Consider the following 17,904-nt stretch of genomic DNA (forward strand, 5'->3'; position numbering starts at 1 on the left):
CATGTCCGCCCAAACGCGGAAACGACAACCGACGAGTAGCTTTACGGGGAATGCACCAAATTTAGATTAATGCACCTATCGGAATCGGGCAGCCCATCTCCGAAGAAATACGGAGTGATGGAACCGAAAATGGCCGGCGGAAGAAACGGCCGAAACGCGAATTAGCAACGATCAAATCGATACTTAGCGACGTCGCGACATGAACGGATTGCGGCCCCGCGCGCGCTTTTCCGCGCGACTACCGTCCAGGATGCTGCCCCATTAACGCAACGCCTTCCGGCGGCCGTCAGCGGCCCACCCTGGCAAACGGCTCGATCAGCTTCAAGGTGGCGGCGAGGCGGATGCTGCGCTTGCCGGCGAGCGCGATCGCTTCCATGTCGGCGCCCTTGTCATCGCAGTGGCCGGAGAAGCCGATGCCCACCTCATAGCCACCGAACAAGGGATGCTCGCTCTTTGCCAGCGTGTGTTCCTGATTGACGAATTCGCCTTTCCAGCGACCGTTCGCCGAAGAATAGGCGCCGAGATAATAGAAGAAGGCATCGCCGCCGAGGATGCGGCCGTCGCGCAGCAACATCACGCCGGTATGGCCACCGGTAATTCCATCCAGCATCCGGATATCGATCGAATAGAGTCCGCTGACGATGCCGCCCTCGCCGACCGCACCGGGCGGGGGAACGTCATCGTCGCCGAGCGGCGTCATCACGGCGCGAAACACCGAGGCGTCCTCGACCACTTCTCCCTCGAAGCGGTAGAGCTTGCCCTGCGGTCGACCGCGAATGCTGATTGTGACGGCGTCGGAACTGACCAGCGACCTGTGCTGCGGCGACCGGCTGTGGCGCTTCGTCCGGAGCCTGGCGACGATTTCGCCGTCCACCAATCTCGTAGGTGCCGAAGTGCGCGAAGGCCGTGTTGCCGCCAAGCATTTTCCCGGCATGGGCGTACAGCACGCTGCGGCCGGAGCCGTCGTTGATATCGTATTCGACCTTGTACAATCCCTCCACTGCACGCCCCGATCTTGCTCTGTTGCCAGTTTAGCGGGTCTGCCAGCCCGGGTAACTAACTATCCTGACGCAGGGTTGAGGTCCCAAGCGCAGCGTAACTCGCCTTACGAAGCGCGGCGCGGCTGATGCATCGGCCTCTTCCGTCGTCCCATCCACCACAGCGTCAGGTTCCAGCCGATGCAGGTGGCGAGTGCGCAACTCAAGCCGATCGCCGAGCCGAACTGCGTGACGGCGACGTGCAGCACCGCAATTGCCAGACCGAAGCCGAGCAGGCCCCAGGCGGAGTTGGCGAGCACGGCGGCGGTCGGCGGGCCGCCGATGCGCGGATGCAGGATCACCATCATGCTGGTGAACACGATCGGGTAGAGCGCGATGACGCCGCTCACCCGCGGGCCGACCCAGCCCGAGGTCGAGACCACGATCGCAACCAGCGTCGCGACCAGCGAGGCGCGGAATGGAATGTCGTACCAGCGACGCGTCACCAGCGGCATCTTCACATGGCGGTATCGTGCGAGCAGCGGAATGCAGATGCCGAAGGCGACCAGGTTGACAGCGAGCCCGGCGGTCAGGGTCCAGTCGAACAGGCGGATGATGGAGGCCAGCACGATCCACACCGCGACCGCGCTGCCGGCGCTCACCAGCAGATTGTTCCGCTGCGCCAGCACGACATAGGTGAGCCCAAGGACGATCGTCGCCGCGTTGACCGGAAGGCTCGACAGCGCGCCCTGCGCGATGAAGGCGGCATCATGGTCGAGCGCGAGGAAGACGTAGGAAGGACCGGCCGAGATCGGCAAGGTCGCCACCAGTCCGCCGATCACCGGACCGGTGCGCTCGGCAATGAACGACGCGGACACGACGAACGCCGCGGCGATCGCCATGCGCAGGACGAGGAAGATGATGAAGTGGAGCTCGGGGGGCATTTTTTGCTTCTTACCCTGCCCTGAAGGGGAGGGTCGGCTCATATGGAGCGTAGCGAAATATGAGACGGGGTGGGGTGACAGTCTCTCGACGGATACGGCGCCCGAGTGGAGAGATCACCCGCCCCGCTCGCGCTGCGCGCGATCGACCCTCCCCCTCAAGGGGAGGGTCAGGAAGTCACATCCGCTGCATCGACACCGAAACCTTCGGGCCGTTCTTGATGGTCTGGTAGACCACGCAATAGCGCTCGGTGAGTTTCAGGAGCAGATCAAGCTTGTCCTGCGGCGCGTCGGTGTCGACCTCGAAGCGCAGGCGGATCTCGGCGAAGCCGACCGGGGTCTCCTTGTCGACGCCGAGCGTGCCGCGGAAATCGAGATCGCCCTCGGCATAGACGTTGCCGGTCTTGAGCGGGATCTCGATGGCGGTCGCGACCGATTTCAGCGTGACGCCGGCGCAGGCAACCAGCGCTTCAAGCAGCATGTCGCCGGAGCACAGCTCGAGGCCGGAGCCGCCGGTCGCGGGATGCAGGCCAGCCATCGCGATGGCGCGACCGGTCTCGACCTTGCAGGCGATGCCTTCGCTGTCGGTCGAGCCCTTGGCCTTCAGCGTGATCATCGCGGTCTTGGGATCGGTCTTGTAGCGTTCCTTGATCGGGGCCTGCATCTGGCGCAGTGCTGCGGCGTCCATCTTGTTCTCTCCCGGAAAAATCGTCCCTCGATGTACCGGCTCAGAGAGAAAATGTCACCACCACATGGCCTGACCGGGACCCTGGGTTGCGTCACGGTCGGGCACGTTGCGGTCGAGCGAACGGTCGAGTGACGTCAGCACACTTCGCTTGAAATTCTCGAACAGCGGCGAATTGCGATCGCGCGGCCGGCCCAGATTGATCTCGATCTGGTCGAACAGCCGGCCCGGCCGCGGCCGCATCACCAAAACGCGATCAGCCAGCACCACGGCCTCGTCGACGTCATGTGTGACGAGGATGAGCGTCGGCCGGGTGTCGGCCCAGAGGTCGAGCAGATGATCCTGGAGATCCCTGCGGGTGAAGGCGTCGAGCGCGGAGAACGGCTCGTCGAGCAGCAGCACTTCCGGTTGCGGCACCAGCGCACGCGCGATCGCGACGCGCTGCGCCTGCCCGCCCGAGAGCTCGCGCGGCCAGGCCTGCGCCTTATCAGTGAGCCCGACGCGGGCGAGCGCGCGCGCCACCTTCTCGCGCCGCTCGGTCGCGGGCAGGTCGGCAAGGCCGAAGCCGATATTGTCGGCGACGCTGAGCCAGGGCAGAAGCCGCGGCTCCTGGAAGATGATGCCGATTTTTGCGTGCGGCGAATTGATCGCCTCGCTGTCGAGCGTCACCGTGCCTGCGCTCGCGCGATCGAGGCCTGCGATGGCGCGCAGCAGCGTGGACTTGCCGCAGCCGGAGCCGCCGATGATGGCGACGATCTCGCCCTGTTTGATCTCGGCGGAAAAACGCGCCAGCGCCTGCACGCCGTTGGGATAGGTCTTGCTGACCCGGTCGAGCGCCAGCATCGTGTTACGTTCCCTTCGCGCGCCCGAAGGCGTCCTGCCAGCGCAGGAACGGCGCAGCCCCGACCTCGATCAGCCAGTCGGTAAGCTTGCCGAGGATGGCGAAGATCACGATCGCGGCCAAAATCTGCGCAGGCTTGCCGAGCTGCTGGCCGTCGAGCAGGAGATAGCCGAGGCCTTCGGAAGCGCCGATCAGCTCGGCCGCCACCACGAACATCCAGCCCAGACCAAGGCCGACACGCAAGGACACCACATAGGCCGGCAGCACCGCGGGCAGCAGGATGCGGCGGATCATGGCGAACCCGGAGAGGCGGAAGGTGCGACCGACCTCGACGATCTTGCGATCGACGGAAAGGATCGCGCCCATCACGCCGAGATAGACCGGGAAGAACACGCCGACCGCGATCAGCGCGATCTTGGAGGTCTCGAAGATGCCGAGCCAGAGGATGAATAACGGCACCCAGGCCAGCGAAGGGATCGCACGCAGCGCCTGCACGGTCGGATCGAGCAGCCGCCGCGCCAGCGACCAATAGCCGGAGATGGCACCGAGCACGGTGCCCGCGATCACGCCGAAGGCGAAGCCGAGACCGACCCGCCACAGCGTCGCGGCGATGTGGCGGACCAGCTCGCCGGAGCGGGCGAGTTCGGTGATGGTCGCAAAGACGCGCGAGGGCGACGGCACCAGACGGCCGTTGGACCAGCCGGACCAGACCACCAGCTCCCAGCCGAGCGCGAGGATGAGCGGCAGCAAGATTCCAAGCAACGGCCGCGCATAACGCGACAGCCGCGAGGGCGCGGCGGCACTTTCGGCCGGTTCCGAGGTCTGTTGCAGGACTGGCGCGTCGGTGATCATGGCCGGTAGGAAGCGCGTCTCACGCCGGAATGCAACATGACTCTTGCCGCGCCCTCAGCCCGTCGTCCCGGGGCGCGCGAAGCGCGAGCCCGGGACCCATAGCCACAGGCAGACATGGCTACGGGGACTCGGAGTGACCGCCTTCGCGTCAAACTACTCCCTGGGGTTATGGGTCCCGGGCTCGCTTCGCGCCCCGGGACGACAGCGGAGTTTGTTGCGCGCGCCTGCCTCTTGCGCAGAACTAGTTCGTCGGCAGCGGGACCTGGTCGTCGATCAGGGCATCCAGCGTCGCCTTCACGTCGACCTTGGCGTCGACGACGCCGGCCTGCTGCAGGGCAAGGCCGGCAGCGAGGATCGACTCGCGCTGGGGTGCGCCGATGCGGCTGTGGGTGAGCTCGGTGCGCTCCTTGAGCTGCTTGTCGACGACGGCCTCCGGCAGCTTGGTCACGGCGATGAAGGTCTTCTTCAGGTCATCGTAATTCGCCAGCGAATATTTGCGGGCCTCTTCATACACCGCGAGTACGCGGCGGGCGGCGTCCGGATAGTCCTTCAAGAACTGCTCGCGCACATTGAGGATGCCCCAGGTGTTGGCATCCGCCTTGCGATAGAACAGTTTTGCACCTTCCTCGACCTCGGCCTGCGCCATCATCGGATCGAGGCCAGCCCAGGCATCGACATCGCCGCGGATCAGCGCGGTCTTGCCGTCGGCGTGCTGGAGCAGCACCGGCGTGATGTCCTTTTCGGTGAGGCCTGCACCGAGCAGCGCGCGCACAAGGAAGATGTGCGGATCGGTGCCGCGCGTCACCGCGACGCGCTTGCCCTTGAGATCAGCAACGCTCGCGATCTTGGAATCCTTTGATGTCACCAGCGCCGTCCATTCGGGACGCGAATAGACATAGATCGACTTGATGGGGTTTCCGTTGATCTTCGCCACCAGCGCCGCCGAGCCCGCGGTCGAGCCGAAATCGATCGAGCCGGCGTTGAGGAATTCGAGCGCCTTGTTGGAGCCGGCCGACTGCACCCAAATGATGCTGATGCCGTCCTTGGCGAATTCCTTCTCCAGCAGGCCCTTCTGCTTCAGGACCATCGACACCGGATTGTAGGTCGCCCAGTCGATGCGGATTTCCTTGAGCGGATCCGCCGCCCGTGCCGCAGGGGTCATGGCGAGCGCAACAGCCCCCGCCAACAGAATGCGTCGTGTAATCCCGGTCATGCCCAGCCTCCTCAACAAACTTCATTGTTTTTCAATGAGTTATTTCTAGAGGTCAACGAGAAAATCGCTATCCCGAAAGCCCGTCTGCTGAGAACAGATTTGCTCAAAGCGGGGCTTTTCCAGCATGGAACGACTATTGCCAGAGAATGGCGGGTGACAGCGCCTGTCACCTCTTATATCCGGTGAGACATGGACAGCGTCGCGACTGAGCACAAGGCCGAGGTGGACGATCGCTTCGACACCGCGCGGATCACCGCCGCGGTCGATGCGCTTGCCGAGAAGCATCAGGGACGTGAGGACACGTTCCGCACGGCCATGGCGCAATTGCTCAAGGCCGAGCTGATCGCGGCGCGCGCTGCGGCGCAGGCGATCCTGCTGAAGGACCGTCACGGAAGGCGCTGCGCCGAGCGGCTGTGCCACGTGCAGGACGAGATCATCCGCATCCTGTATTCGGCAGCGACCCGGCATCTCTACCGCTCGCCGATCCCGAGCGGCGCGGAGCGCATGGCGGTGGTCGCGACCGGCGGGTATGGCCGCGGCCTGATGGCCCCGGAATCCGACATCGATCTCCTGTTCATCCTGCCCTACAAGCAGACCGCCTGGGGTGAGCAGGTGGCTGAGGCCATTCTCTACTGTCTCTGGGACATGGGACTGAAGGTCGGACACGCCACGCGCTCGGTCGATGAATCGATCCGGCAGGCGCGCGGCGACATGACCATCCGCACCGCAATCCTGGAAACGCGCTTCCTGACCGGCGACCAGCCGCTCTATGACGAACTGGTCGCGCGCTTCGACAAGGACGTGGTGCAGGGCACGGCGTCCGAATTCGTCACCGCAAAGCTCGCCGAGCGCGAGGAGCGCCACCGCCGCGGCGGGCAGTCGCGCTACCTGGTCGAGCCCAACGTCAAGGACGGCAAGGGCGCCCTGCGCGACCTGCACACGCTGTTCTGGATCGCCAAATACGTCTACCGCGTCCGTGATACCGACGAGCTGGTCGAGCGCGGCGTGTTTGACGCGCAGGAATACCGCACGTTTCGCCGCTGCGCCGACTTCCTCTGGTCGGTGCGCTGCAATCTGCACTTCTACTCCGGCCGCGCGGAGGAGCGCCTCTCCTTCGATCTCCAGCGCGAGATCGCGGTCCGGCTCGGCTACACCTCGCATCCCGGCATGCAGGACGTCGAGCGCTTCATGAAGCACTACTTCCTGGTCGCCAAGGAAGTGGGCAACCTCACCGCCATCCTCTGCGCCAAGCTCGAGGACCAGCAGGCCAAGCCCGCGCCGGTGCTGAGCCGGATGATGGCGCGGCTGCGCCCCGCCCCCGCGAAGCGCCGCGTCCCCGACAGCGACGACTTCCTCGTCGACAACAACCGCATCAACGTCGCCGCGCCCGACGTGTTCAAGCACGATCCGGTCAATTTGATCCGGATCTTCCGCCTGGCGCAGAAGAACAACCTCGCCTTCCATCCGGACGCGATGCGCGACGTGACGCGCTCGCTCGGACTGATCAACGCGCAGCTGCGCGAGAACCCGGAAGCCAACCGGCTGTTCATGGAGATCCTGACCTCCGACAACGCCGAGATCGTGCTGCGTCGGATGAACGAGACCGGCGTGCTCGGCCATTTCATCCGCGCCTTCGGCAAGATCGTCTCGATGATGCAGTTCAACATGTATCATCACTACACCGTCGACGAGCATCTGATCCGCTGCGTCGGCTTCCTGCAGGACATCGAGCGCGGCGGCATCGAGGAGTTCACGGTCGCCAGCGATCTCTTCCGCAAGATCCGGCCCGAGCACCGTGCGGTGATCTACATCACGACGCTGCTGCACGACATCGCCAAGGGACGGCCGGAGGATCACTCGATCGCGGGCGCCAAGGTGGCGCGCCGGCTGTGCCCGCGGCTCGGCTTCAGCGCGGCCGACACCGAGCTCGTGGCCTGGCTGATCGAGGAGCATCTGACGATGTCCACGGTCGCGCAGTCGCGCGACCTCTCTGACCGCAAGACCATCGAGAATTTCGCCGCCGTGGTGCAATCGGTCGAGCAGATGAAATTGCTCACGATCCTGACCACCGCCGACATCCGCGGCGTCGGCCCGGGCGTGTGGAACGGCTGGAAGGCGCAGCTGCTGCGCTCGCTCTATTATGAAACCGAACCGGTGCTGACCGGCGGCTTCTCGGAAGTCGACCGCGGCAAGCGCCTCACGGCCGCCTACGCCGAATTCCGCATGGCCTTCGCCGAGTGGCCGGCGGACGAGCTCGATGCCTATATCGGCCGGCACTATCCCGCCTATTGGCTCAAGGTCGAGCTGCCGCGGAAGATCCGCCATGCCCGCTTCGTCCGCTCCAGCGAGCAGGCCGGCCACAAGCTCGCGATCAATGTCGGCTTCGACGAGGTGCGCGGCGTCACCGAGCTGACGATCTTCGCCGCCGACCATCCCTGGCTGCTCTCGATCATCGCCGGCGCCTGCGCCTCGGCCGGCGCCAACATCGTCGACGCGCAGATCTACACCACGACCGACGGCCGCGCGCTCGACACGATCTCGATCTCCAGGGAATACGACCGCGACGAGGACGAGGGCCGGCGCGCCACGCGCATCGGCGAGATGATCGAGGACGTGCTGGAAGGCAAGCTGCGGCTGCCCGAAGTGGTGGCGCGGCGCACCGTGCGCAGCAAGGCGCGGCCTTTCACGATCGAGCCGGAAGTGACCATCAACAACCAATGGTCCGACCGCTACACCGTGATCGAGATGTCCGGCCTCGACCGCCCCGGCCTGCTCTACGAGCTGACCACCGCGATCTCGAAGCTCAATCTGAACATCGCCTCGGCCCATGTCGCGACCTTCGGCGAGCGTGCCCGCGACGTGTTCTACGTCACCGACCTCCTGGGCGCGCAGATCAACGCGCCGACGCGCCAGTCCGCAATCAAGAGCGCGCTGACCCACGTGATGGCCGGCGACAAGGCGGTGCAGCCGGCGGCGTGAGGAGAGAGCTAAATCTCTACCCCCTCATGCCGCAGCAGCCAGCGCTTCCGCTCGAGCCCGCCGCCATATTTCACCAGCGAGCCATCCGCGCCGATCAGGCGGTGACAGGGCAGCACCACGCTGATCGGGTTTGAGCCGTTGGCATGGCCGACGGCACGAATGGCTTTGGGCATATCGATCCTTGCGGCCAGCGCGCCATAGCTCATCGTGGTGCCGGCAGGGATCTTTGCCAACGCGGTCCAGACCTTCTGCTGGAACGGCGTGCCGGCGATGCGCCATGCGACGCCCGAGAGCTGGCCGAGATCGCCTTCGAAATAGCCCGACAACGCCGTCCGCATCTCCGTCGGCGCAGGCTGATCGCTCAGATCCACGGCGCCGTAGTGCAGGCGCAACAGCTCGCGCATGCGGGGCTCGTAGTCTTCCCAGTCGAGCGCGCGCAGCGCACCCTCGGCATCGGTGACGAGCAGCGCGATCCCGATCGGCGTCGTCAGGCGATCGAGGCCGAATCGTTCAGGCGGTTTGGTTGATCGAGCGGGCATTGCGGCACCATTGCATCGAAACACGCCATCGCACTTGCCATGCCGGCCGTGCTAACGTCCACCCGAAAGCTGACGCTTTGGGGGGCTCAACTTGATTCTGATCACCAATGTCCTGGTGGCGCTGGTCGCCGCACTGCACGCCTACTTCCTGATCCTGGAGATGTTTCTCTGGGACAAGCCGCTTGGCTTGAAGACATTCCGCAATACGCCTGAAAAGGCCGAGATCACGAAGGTGCTGGCGGCCAACCAAGGGCTCTATAACGGCTTCCTCGCCGCCGGCCTGATCTGGGGTCTCGTCCACGGCAACCCGGCCTTCGCATTCCAGATCAAGGCATTCTTCCTGCTCTGCGTGATCGTGGCCGGCGCCTATGGTGCGGCGACCGTTAGCACCCGCATCCTGCTCGTGCAGGCGCTGCCGGCGGCGATCGCGCTGGTTGCGCTGTTTCTGACCTGATTCTCGTGACCTGAGACGCTACGGCGCAGCGTCGCGATCCTTGCGCGGCGCCGGACCTTCCTCCACACTCTCCGGCAGCGATGGCGACCGTTGCAATCAACGGGAAAAGACCGTCGACCGGAAATTCCGTCAGGAGGAACAACCAAGATGAACAATCGCAGAGCCTTCATAGCTGCCACGGCGGCGCTCGCCTTCGCGTTCTCCGCCAGCCAAGCCCTCGCCCAGAAGAAATACGACACCGGCGCGAGCGACACCGAGATCAAGATCGGCCAGACCGTGCCGTTCTCCGGTGCCTATTCCGTCTACGCCAATATCGGCAAGACCCAGGCCGCCTACTTCAAGATGATCAACGATCAGGGCGGCATCAACGGCCGCAAGATCAATCTGATCCAGTATGACGATGCCTATTCGCCGCCGAAGACGGTCGAGCAGGTGCGCAAGCTCGTCGAAGGCGACGAGGTGCTGTTCACCTTCCAGATCATCGGCACGGCCGCGAACGCCGCCGTGCAGAAATATCTCAACGGCAAGAAGATCCCGCAGCTGCTGGCCTCCACCGGCGCCGCACGCTTCAACGATCCGCAGAACTATCCCTGGACCATCGCCTACAATCCCAACTACGTGTCCGAGGGACGCATCTACGCCAAGTACATTCTCGCCAATCACCCCAATGCCAAGATCGGCGTGCTCTACCAGAACGACGACATGGGCCGCGACTATCTCGCCGGCCTCAAGAGCGGCCTCGGCGACAAGGCCGCCAAGATGATCGTCGGCGAAGTGTCCTACGAGGTCACCGACCCGACCGTCGACTCGCAGGTGGTCAAGCTGAAGTCGCTCGGTGCCGATCTTTTCTACGATGCCTCGACGCCGAAGTTCGCGGCGCAGGCCATCAAGAAGGTGGCCGAGCTCGGCTGGACGCCGGTGCACATCCTCGACATCAACGCGAGCCCGATCTCGGCGACGCTAAAGCCGGCCGGCCTCGACATCTCCAAGGGCATCATCTCGACCCAATACGGCAAGGAGCCGAGTGACCCGCAGTGGAAGGACGATCCGGGCGTGAAAGCGTTCTTCGCCTTCATGGACAAGTATTTCCCCGAAGGCGACAAGCTCAACACGGTCAACACCTATGCTTATTCGGTCGCCGAGTTGCTGACGCAGGTGCTGAAACAGTGCGGCGACGACCTGTCGCGTGAGAACGTGATGAAGCAGGTCGCCAACATCAAGGACTTCACCCCGAGCTTCGCGCTGCCCGGCATCAAGATCAACACCGGACCGAACGATTATCGCGTCAACAAGCAGATGCAGATGATGAAGTTCAACGGCGAGCGTTGGGAGCTGTTCGGCCCGATCATCGAGGACAACGGCCCGGCGGGTTAGTAACTGCGCAGGGTGGATTAGCCCTGCAGATGCGCAAAGCGCATCTGCTCGGCGTAATCCACCTCTTCGACATCCGCGGCAACAGAAGTGGTGGGTTACGCCTGGCGGACTGCGCTTCGCGCAGCCGCAAGGCTGACCCACCCTACGAACTGCGCGTCTCCACCCACCTTGCGTTGCAGCAACGCCTCATCCACAATCGCCCTCAGCGGTGACGTCCTGTGCGCAAGAGCATCCGGGCAGATCATCGGCAATAACAAACTGAGGAAATTGCGAATGAGGAATGGAATGCTGCATCTGGCCGCGACAACGGCGCTGACCCTGGCGCTGTCGGTCACCACGGCCAGTGCCCAGAAAAAATATGATCCGGGCGCCAGCGACACCGAGATCAAGGTCGGACAGACCATGCCGTTCTCGGGACCTGCATCGGTCTATTCGTCGATCGGCAAGACCCAGGCCGCCTATTTCAAGATGATCAACGACCAGGGCGGCGTCAACGGTCGCAAAATCAACCTGATCCAGTATGACGACGCCTATTCGCCGCCGAAGGCCGTGGAGCAGATCCGCAAGCTCGTCGAGAGCGACGAGGTGTTGCTGACCTTCCAGATCATCGGCACGCCCGTGAACGCGGCGGTGCAGAAATATCTCAACTCCAAGAAGGTGCCGCAGTTGTTCGCGGCCACCGGCGCATCGAGGTTCACCGATCCGAAGAACTTCCCGTGGACCATGGGCTTCAATCCCAACTACTTCGTCGAAGGCCGCATCTACGGCCAGTACATTCTGAAGGAGCATCCCAACGCCAAGATCGGCGTGCTCTATCAGAACGACGACCTCGGCAAGGACTATCTGAACGGCATCAAGGCCGGCCTCGGCGACAAGGCCGCCAAGATGATCGTGACCGAAGCCTCCTACGAAGTCTCCGATCCGACCGTCGATTCGCAGGTCCTCAAGATCAAGGACGCCGGCGCCGATCTGTTCTTCAGCGCCACCACGCCGAAGCAGGCCGCACAAGCGATCAAGAAGATCGCCGAGATGGGCTGGCATCCGGTGCAGATCGTCGACATCAACGCCACCTCGGTCGGCGCGGTGCTGAAGCCGGCCGGCCTCGATGCCGCCAAGGGTTTGATCAGCGTCAACTACGGCAAGGAACCGCTCGATCCGACCTGGAAGGACGATGCCGGCCTGAAGAGGTATTTCGACTTCATGGCGAAGTACTATCCGGACGGCGACAAGGACTCGAACTTCAACACCTACGGCTACAGCACGGCGCAGCTGCTGGTCCATGTGCTGAAGCAGTGCGGCGACGACCTGACGCGCGAGAACGTTATGAAGCAGGCCGCGTCGCTGAAGGACGTCGTCAGTGACACCGCGCTGCCCGGCATCAAGGCCAACACCTCGCCGACCGACTACCGCGTCAACAAGCAGCTTCAGATGATGAAGTTCAACGGTGAGCGCTGGGAGCTGTTCGGCCCGATCCTGGAGGATGCCGGCCCGATCGATTAGTTCTCGGAAACAACTGCCTCAACGACGTCATGCCCGGGCTTGTCCCGCCTGCGCGGCCGAAGCCGCTTCGGCGCGGCGAAGGCCCGGGCATCCACGTTCTTGGAGCGGCAAGGCAAGGGCGTGGATGGCCGGGTCAAGCCCGGCCATGACGGCGGAGGGAGATGCGCGCAGAGACATCTACTCCGGTATCTCCCCAAAATTCTTCCCCACCGGCAGCACCGCGTGCCGTATCAGCCGTGAATCCTCCACCGCGGCCTGCCGATGCTTCACCGCTTCGCGATAGACGGGATCGCGGATCATCTCGACGAAGGCGGCAACGCTTGGATATTCGGCGATGAAGCAATGGTCCCAGCGCTCCTCTTGCGGGCCAATCAGCATCAGCTCGAATTTGCCCTGCCAGACGATGCGGCCGCCGAGGCGCTCGAACACCGGGCCGCTGTTGCGGCCATAGGCAGCGTAGGCTTCCGCGCCGCTCGCCTTGCGGCCGTCAGGATAGGCCGCCTCTTTGCGCAAACGCACCAGATTGAGCATGTGGATCGGGCCGGGGCGGTCGTTGTCCCGGAACTGCGCGAAAATCTCCTTGCTCGGATCGATATGGCCCATGCCGGTTCCCTCTTGTTTTATGCGGGCGATCCTAGCCCTGCCGCCCGGCGAGCGGAACTGCGGCAGGCGAATGCCGCACCTCCTAATCGCGCGTTAAGCTCTGGGTAACCGGGCCTTAAACAGCGACCGGTAGCGTGCGGCGGGGCGGGCTGACCGGGCGTTTTGCGTATGGCGTGGGGAAAGAAAAAGGGTGGGCGGAAGGAGCCGTTGTTCGGCTTGCCTGCTGCGCTCGCCGATCTGCGCCTGACCGCGGCCGACCGCGTCCCCGGCGGCGAGGACAAGCCGAAGAAATCAACGAAATCATCCGCCAAGCGCAAGAGCGAGGATGCCGGCGACGAGCCGCCGCGCGAGCGGAAGGCACAAGCCGGCCGCAGCGGCGCCAAGCGCCGGTCGAAATCGGGCGGAGGCTTCAGCCTCGGCCGCCTCGTCTATTGGGGTGCGGTGCTCGGCCTGTGGGGCATGATCGCCGTGATCGGCGTCGTGATCTATGTCGGCGCCCATCTGCCGCCGATCCAGTCGCTGGAGATTCCCAAGCGCCCGCCGACGATCCAGATCGTCGGCATCGACGGCAGTATGCTGGCGCAGCGCGGCGAGATGGCGGGCGCCAACGTCTCGCTGAAGGACCTGCCCCCCTATCTGCCGAAGGCCTTCATCGCCATCGAGGATCGCCGCTTCTACTCGCATTTCGGCATCGACCCGATTGGCATCCTGCGGGCCCTCGTCACCAACGTACTCCATCGCGGCGTCTCGCAGGGCGGCTCGACCTTGACGCAGCAGCTCGCGAAAAACCTGTTCCTGACCCAGGAGCGGACCATGGCGCGCAAGCTGCAGGAGGCGGAGCTCGCGATCTGGCTGGAGCGCAAGCATTCCAAGAACGAGATTCTGGAGCTCTATCTCAACCGCGTCTATTTCGGCTCGGGCGCCTATGGCGTCGAGGCCGCGGCGCAGAAATATTTCGGCAAGTCGGCGAAGGACGTCACCGTCGCCGAGGCCGCGATGCTGGCGGGCCTCGTCAAATCGCCGTCGCGGCTGGCGCCGAACCGCAATCCGGAAGGCGCGGAAGCGCGCGCGCAGATCGTGCTCGCGGCGATGGCGGATGCCAAGTTCATCACCGAAGCACAGGCGCAGGCCTCGATCGGCCACCCCTCCTACAACGTGAAGCCGGCCGGCGCCGGCACGCTCAACTACGTCGCCGACTGGATCGGCGAGGTGCTGGACGATCTGGTCGGCCAGATCGACGAGAGCATCAAGGTCGAGACCACGATCGATCCGAAGCTGCAGAGCGTGGCGGAAGCCGCCATCATCGACGAGCTCGCGGCCAAGAGCGTCAAGTTCAATGTCAGCCAGGGCGCGCTGGTGGCGATGACGCCCGACGGCGCGGTGCGCGCCTTGGTCGGCGGACGGAACTATTCCGACAGCCAGTACAACCGCGCGGTCACTGCGAAGCGCCAGCCGGGCTCCTCGTTCAAGCCGTTCGTGTACCTGACCGCGCTCGAGCAGGGGCTGACGCCGGACACGGTGCGCCAGGACGCGCCGATCGAGGTCAAGGGCTGGAAGCCCGAGAACTACACCCATGAATATTTCGGCGCGGTGACGCTGACGCAGGCGCTGGCGATGTCGCTCAACACCGTCGCCATCCGCCTCGGTCTCGAGGTCGGGCCGAAGAACGTTGTGCGCACCGCGCACCGGCTCGGCATCTCCTCGAAGCTCGAGCCCAATGCCTCGATCGCGCTCGGCACCTCCGAAGTCTCGGTCGTCGAGCTGGTCGGCGCCTACGCCCCCTTCGCCAATGGCGGCTTCGCCGTGGCGCCGCATGTCGTCACACGGATCAGGACGCTCAGTGGCAAGCTGCTCTACATGCGGCAAGCGGAAGAGCGCAATCAGGTGATCGACCCGCGCTATGTCGGCATGATGAACACGATGATGCGGGAGACGCTGATATCAGGCACCGCCAAGAAGGCGGAGATCCCCGGCTGGCCGGCGGCCGGCAAGACCGGTACCAGCCAGGATTATCGCGACGCCTGGTTCATCGGCTACACCGCCAACCTCGTCACCGGCGTCTGGCTCGGCAATGACGACAACTCGCCGACCAAGAAGGCGACCGGCGGCGGCCTGCCCGTCGAAGTCTGGTCGCGCTTCATGCGCACGGCGCACGAGGGCGTGCCGGTGGCCGCCTTGCCGAACTCGCAAGCGACCTGGGGCCTCTCGAACCTCGCGCAGGCGGCATCGCAGGTGTCGCCGCCGACGGCGGTGGCGCCTGGACCGGCACCGGCGAGCAGTGGCGGCTATCGCCCGCCTCCGACGCGCGCCAATGTGCGGCCGGAAGCCGCAGCAGGCCTCGACGGCTGGCTGATGGACCGGCTGTTCGGCGGAAATCGGTAGCTTCGAGCTGAGGTCCCCAGGGCCTCAAGACAAAAAACGCGAAAACAACCCCATGCACAGTAGCCGGTGACTTCAGGCGCGCCGCGCGGTGGATTGTAGGAAACGTTTGATCCGGCGGGACAAATCGAGCGTGCCGCGCAATCGTCGCGAAGTATGGCGGGGATCGCGCAAAGCGCGCTGACGTCGCCCCACTCTCAACTGTCATTCCCCGCCACCGGGTCTCGCCTTCGGCTAGCCCAATGACGGGCTCCAGCGGGGAATCCAGTATTCCGAGACGTCGAGATTCAAAACAGCTGCCGCGGCGTACTGGATGCGGCCAGCAGCGTTTTGCTCCGGCTGACATCGCGCCACGGCTTCGGCAAGTCCTGCCCAACAAGTCCTGCCCAACAAGTCCTGCCCAAGACGGCAAGATTTACCGATGCCGAAATATCCCTGAACGCCAAAACACCAGTCTCTTCAAGGCTCCGACATCGGCCCAGGAATTGCTCTCTTAGGTTGAGTTCCGAAGACTCGGGTTTAGTGGGAAGGAGCGTTCCATGATTACAGGTCTATCCAGCGCGGCGTTGCCCCATCTGCGTCCTGCATCAACGTCCGGTTCCAATGTGACAACGACATCAGATCTCCAGCCGGAGGCGTCGACTGCAACTGACGCTGCGACCAGCAGCCCCGGAATCAGCGTGTCGCAACTCAAGCCGCTGCAAGGCGCCAAGCCGATCTCGGTGGCTGATAACCCAGTCCTGCGCGACCTGATGGCAACGAATTGGCTGATGACCCACGGCGCGAACGCGACTCAACCGGCCGCCTCGGACGATGCACCTGAGAACACCTATGCCCAGGTGAAGGTTGACGGCAAGGTGGTGGCCACTCTGTACAATGGCGGGTCCTCGACGATGACCAACGCGGCGGCCGCAAAGATCGGCAAGCTCGAGGATCCTCCCGGCCTGAGTGGACCTGATCTGGCGCAATGGCGAGCCGACAATTACGCCAAGCTGCTTGGCGGCACCGTCGAAAAAGCGTCCACCGCGATCACGCAATCGCAATGGACACCGCGTCAAAGCAATTCTGCCACCTATAGTCGCGATCAGCTCGACGCGGCCTTCCAGGCGATGCTGGCCGAGGGCCCGAAGGCCGCCGTGCAACTGCAATCGTCCTATCTCGCCTCGCGCGCGCAGCCGGGGACAAGCGCAGATATCAGCGCCTGACCTGAGAGATGGTCTGAGGACGCCCGGCATCCGGGCGACGAGTCAAAGCACATCAAGCAAGATCATCCCGGCTGACGCCGAACAACGAGCAGCTATCGCCGGCGTTCAGCGTCCGCGATGTCGCGCGACGAGAGCTGCTCGCCTTAGATAGTCCGATGGGTCGGTCGTTCGGGGAAATCGGAAAGCGTGGCACGAGACGCACTGATGTCGCCCCGTCCTCCGCTGTCATTCCCCGCGAAAGCGGGGAATCCAGTACGCTGCGGCTTCTCGGCTTAACAATAACCGCCTCTGGAATACTGGGTCGCCCGGTCAAGCCGGGCGACGACAGTGAGTGTTGGGCTAGCAGCGAGGCCTAGTCTGCGACGAGGATCAATCCTCGACCCCATAGCGGTGCAGGTCGTTGCCGTGCGTATCGAGCCACTTCTTGGCGCGCTCCATCGACGGGCAGGCCTTTCCGCAGACGCGCCAGAACCGCGCCGAGTGGTTCATCTCGACGAGATGGGCGACCTCGTGCGCGGCGAGGTAGTCGAGCACGTAGGGCGGCGCGAGGATCAGGCGCCAGGAGAACGACAGCGAGCCGGCCGAGGTGCAGGAGCCCCAACGGCTGGACTGATCGCGGATCGAGAGGCGCTTGACCCTGACGCCGAGCTCGACGGCATAGGCCTCCGCCGAGCGCTGGAGATCGTGGCGCGCCTCGCGCTTGAGGAAGTCGCTGACGCGGCGGTCGACATGCTCGACCCCGCCGGCGACGCAGAGAATGCGTTCACCGCTGTCGCGCACTTCCGTCCATACCGTGCCGCGCGTGCCGGCACGATGAACGATACGATGGGCCGTGCCGCGTAGCGGTATCACTGTGCCGGGTTGGAACGGCGCAGCCTTCGGCAAACGGCCGAGACGTGCAGCGATCCACGCGCCGTGACGTTGTGCGAAGTCCTTGGCTTCGGCCAGCGTGCCGCGCGGCGGGATGGTGAGGATGGCTTCGCGATCGCTCGGATGGATTCTGAGCGTGTAGCGGCGCGCGCGGCGGTGCCGACGCAATCGAATCGCAAAAAACTGCGATCCATGGGTGATGACCAGGGTCTTCGGCTCGTGGGGCCGTCGATAGAGGAGTGCGCGAGTGGCCATGTCTGTCAGTCCGGGGGGCAGGAGGGCGCCCGGATTCTGCCATAACCGCCGCCAGGGAAAGCGCTCGGCGCAAAAACAAATCATTTGCCCAATATACAGCGGTCTAGCGTCCGGGAGACCCTACAGACTGGGGTTGGAACCCGGTTTTTTCGCCCCCGCTGGACGCATGCGGCACCCCCAAGGGCTGAGGTGGGAATCACTCCTATAAAGCTACCTAAATACCGCGAATCTGGAGGG

The 17,904-nt window shown here is 64.3% G+C and carries 15 protein-coding genes; 6 read left to right on the top strand and 9 right to left on the bottom strand.

The genetic code is table 11. The features are described from left to right. Nucleotides 1-286: 286 nt before the first annotated feature. The 6 genes from ACVJ5M_RS02730 to ACVJ5M_RS02755 form a co-directional block, all read right to left on the bottom strand. A complete protein-coding gene (locus ACVJ5M_RS02730) occupies nucleotides 287-874 on the bottom strand; it encodes a GrlR family regulatory protein (RefSeq protein ID WP_456679253.1) in 588 nt (195 codons plus the stop codon). Nucleotides 875-1,105: 231 nt separating this feature from the next. After that, nucleotides 1,106-1,921 carry a hypothetical protein gene (locus ACVJ5M_RS02735; RefSeq protein ID WP_063980040.1) on the bottom strand — a complete coding sequence of 272 codons (816 nt, stop codon included), beginning with the start codon at nucleotides 1,919-1,921 and terminating at the stop codon, nucleotides 1,106-1,108. A gap of 175 nt (nucleotides 1,922-2,096) precedes the next feature. Continuing rightward, nucleotides 2,097-2,606: an OsmC family protein gene (locus tag ACVJ5M_RS02740; RefSeq protein ID WP_028149375.1), complete on the bottom strand. Its 510-nt coding sequence runs from the start codon at nucleotides 2,604-2,606 to the stop codon at nucleotides 2,097-2,099. Between the two features lie 54 nt (nucleotides 2,607-2,660). Then, nucleotides 2,661-3,446, bottom strand: coding sequence for an ABC transporter ATP-binding protein (locus ACVJ5M_RS02745; protein WP_063980041.1), 786 nt, complete (start codon nucleotides 3,444-3,446; stop codon nucleotides 2,661-2,663). A gap of 4 nt (nucleotides 3,447-3,450) precedes the next feature. After that, a complete protein-coding gene (locus ACVJ5M_RS02750) occupies nucleotides 3,451-4,296 on the bottom strand; it encodes an ABC transporter permease (protein ID WP_063980042.1) in 846 nt (281 codons plus the stop codon). Nucleotides 4,297-4,537: 241 nt separating this feature from the next. After that, nucleotides 4,538-5,509, bottom strand: coding sequence for an aliphatic sulfonate ABC transporter substrate-binding protein (locus tag ACVJ5M_RS02755; RefSeq protein WP_038943838.1), 972 nt, complete (start codon nucleotides 5,507-5,509; stop codon nucleotides 4,538-4,540). Between the two features lie 189 nt (nucleotides 5,510-5,698). Here ACVJ5M_RS02755 and ACVJ5M_RS02760 point away from each other — a divergent pair, with 189 nt between their 5' ends. Next, nucleotides 5,699-8,488 carry a [protein-PII] uridylyltransferase gene (locus tag ACVJ5M_RS02760; protein ID WP_063980043.1) on the top strand — a complete coding sequence of 930 codons (2,790 nt, stop codon included), beginning with the start codon at nucleotides 5,699-5,701 and terminating at the stop codon, nucleotides 8,486-8,488. An 8-nt stretch (nucleotides 8,489-8,496) separates the two neighbouring features. Here the strand turns inward: ACVJ5M_RS02760 and ACVJ5M_RS02765 are convergent, their stop codons facing one another. Beyond that, complete coding sequence (locus tag ACVJ5M_RS02765) at nucleotides 8,497-9,027, bottom strand: methylated-DNA--[protein]-cysteine S-methyltransferase (RefSeq protein ID WP_063980044.1); 531 nt, start codon at nucleotides 9,025-9,027, stop codon at nucleotides 8,497-8,499. 97 nt (nucleotides 9,028-9,124) lie between these two features. Here ACVJ5M_RS02765 and ACVJ5M_RS02770 point away from each other — a divergent pair, with 97 nt between their 5' ends. The 3 genes from ACVJ5M_RS02770 (at nucleotide 9,125) to ACVJ5M_RS02780 (ending at nucleotide 12,355) form a co-directional block, all read left to right on the top strand. Next, nucleotides 9,125-9,481, top strand: a complete 357-nt coding sequence (locus tag ACVJ5M_RS02770) for a DUF1304 domain-containing protein (protein ID WP_187388035.1) — start codon at nucleotides 9,125-9,127, stop codon at nucleotides 9,479-9,481. Between the two features lie 147 nt (nucleotides 9,482-9,628). After that, nucleotides 9,629-10,855 (top strand): ABC transporter substrate-binding protein, encoded by a 1,227-nt coding sequence (locus ACVJ5M_RS02775; protein WP_063980046.1) that lies wholly within the window; start codon nucleotides 9,629-9,631, stop codon nucleotides 10,853-10,855. A 273-nt stretch (nucleotides 10,856-11,128) separates the two neighbouring features. Further along, nucleotides 11,129-12,355, top strand: a complete 1,227-nt coding sequence (locus ACVJ5M_RS02780) for an ABC transporter substrate-binding protein (RefSeq protein WP_063980047.1) — start codon at nucleotides 11,129-11,131, stop codon at nucleotides 12,353-12,355. 177 nt (nucleotides 12,356-12,532) lie between these two features. Here ACVJ5M_RS02780 and ACVJ5M_RS02785 read toward each other — a convergent pair whose 3' ends face one another. Continuing rightward, the gene (locus tag ACVJ5M_RS02785; RefSeq protein ID WP_063980048.1) at nucleotides 12,533-12,958 is read right to left on the bottom strand and encodes a DUF1330 domain-containing protein; all 426 of its coding nucleotides are present in this window, start codon (nucleotides 12,956-12,958) and stop codon (nucleotides 12,533-12,535) included. Nucleotides 12,959-13,126: 168 nt separating this feature from the next. On the opposite strand from ACVJ5M_RS02785, the gene ACVJ5M_RS02790 reads away from it, so the two are divergent. Both ACVJ5M_RS02790 and ACVJ5M_RS02795 read left to right on the top strand, forming a co-directional pair. Then, entirely contained in the window at nucleotides 13,127-15,340 is a 2,214-nt protein-coding gene (locus ACVJ5M_RS02790) for a transglycosylase domain-containing protein (RefSeq protein WP_063980049.1), read from the top strand. Nucleotides 15,341-15,876: 536 nt separating this feature from the next. Next, nucleotides 15,877-16,542 carry a hypothetical protein gene (locus tag ACVJ5M_RS02795; RefSeq protein ID WP_063980050.1) on the top strand — a complete coding sequence of 222 codons (666 nt, stop codon included), beginning with the start codon at nucleotides 15,877-15,879 and terminating at the stop codon, nucleotides 16,540-16,542. Nucleotides 16,543-16,911: 369 nt separating this feature from the next. Here ACVJ5M_RS02795 and ACVJ5M_RS02800 read toward each other — a convergent pair whose 3' ends face one another. Further along, nucleotides 16,912-17,751, bottom strand: a complete 840-nt coding sequence (locus ACVJ5M_RS02800; RefSeq protein WP_063980051.1) for a M48 family metallopeptidase — start codon at nucleotides 17,749-17,751, stop codon at nucleotides 16,912-16,914. Nucleotides 17,752-17,904 lie beyond the last annotated feature (153 nt).

The organism is Bradyrhizobium sp. S3.7.6 (assembly GCF_054061875.1).

Excerpts from the sequence above, each read along its gene's own strand:
- ACVJ5M_RS02750 (WP_063980042.1), bottom strand. The coding sequence starts at position 4,296 with ATGATCACCGACGCGCCAGTCCTGCAACAGACCTCGGAACCGGCCGAA.
- ACVJ5M_RS02740 (WP_028149375.1), bottom strand. The coding sequence starts at position 2,606 with ATGGACGCCGCAGCACTGCGCCAGATGCAGGCCCCGATCAAGGAACGC.
- ACVJ5M_RS02800 (WP_063980051.1), bottom strand. The coding sequence starts at position 17,751 with ATGATTTGTTTTTGCGCCGAGCGCTTTCCCTGGCGGCGGTTATGGCAG.
- ACVJ5M_RS02745 (WP_063980041.1), bottom strand. The coding sequence starts at position 3,446 with ATGCTGGCGCTCGACCGGGTCAGCAAGACCTATCCCAACGGCGTGCAG.
- ACVJ5M_RS02790 (WP_063980049.1), top strand. The coding sequence starts at position 13,127 with ATGGCGTGGGGAAAGAAAAAGGGTGGGCGGAAGGAGCCGTTGTTCGGC.
- ACVJ5M_RS02760 (WP_063980043.1), top strand. The coding sequence starts at position 5,699 with ATGGACAGCGTCGCGACTGAGCACAAGGCCGAGGTGGACGATCGCTTC.
- ACVJ5M_RS02780 (WP_063980047.1), top strand. The coding sequence starts at position 11,129 with ATGAGGAATGGAATGCTGCATCTGGCCGCGACAACGGCGCTGACCCTG.
- ACVJ5M_RS02785 (WP_063980048.1), bottom strand. The coding sequence starts at position 12,958 with ATGGGCCATATCGATCCGAGCAAGGAGATTTTCGCGCAGTTCCGGGAC.
- ACVJ5M_RS02775 (WP_063980046.1), top strand. The coding sequence starts at position 9,629 with ATGAACAATCGCAGAGCCTTCATAGCTGCCACGGCGGCGCTCGCCTTC.
- ACVJ5M_RS02735 (WP_063980040.1), bottom strand. The coding sequence starts at position 1,921 with ATGCCCCCCGAGCTCCACTTCATCATCTTCCTCGTCCTGCGCATGGCG.
- ACVJ5M_RS02765 (WP_063980044.1), bottom strand. The coding sequence starts at position 9,027 with ATGCCCGCTCGATCAACCAAACCGCCTGAACGATTCGGCCTCGATCGC.
- ACVJ5M_RS02795 (WP_063980050.1), top strand. The coding sequence starts at position 15,877 with ATGATTACAGGTCTATCCAGCGCGGCGTTGCCCCATCTGCGTCCTGCA.
- ACVJ5M_RS02755 (WP_038943838.1), bottom strand. The coding sequence starts at position 5,509 with ATGACCGGGATTACACGACGCATTCTGTTGGCGGGGGCTGTTGCGCTC.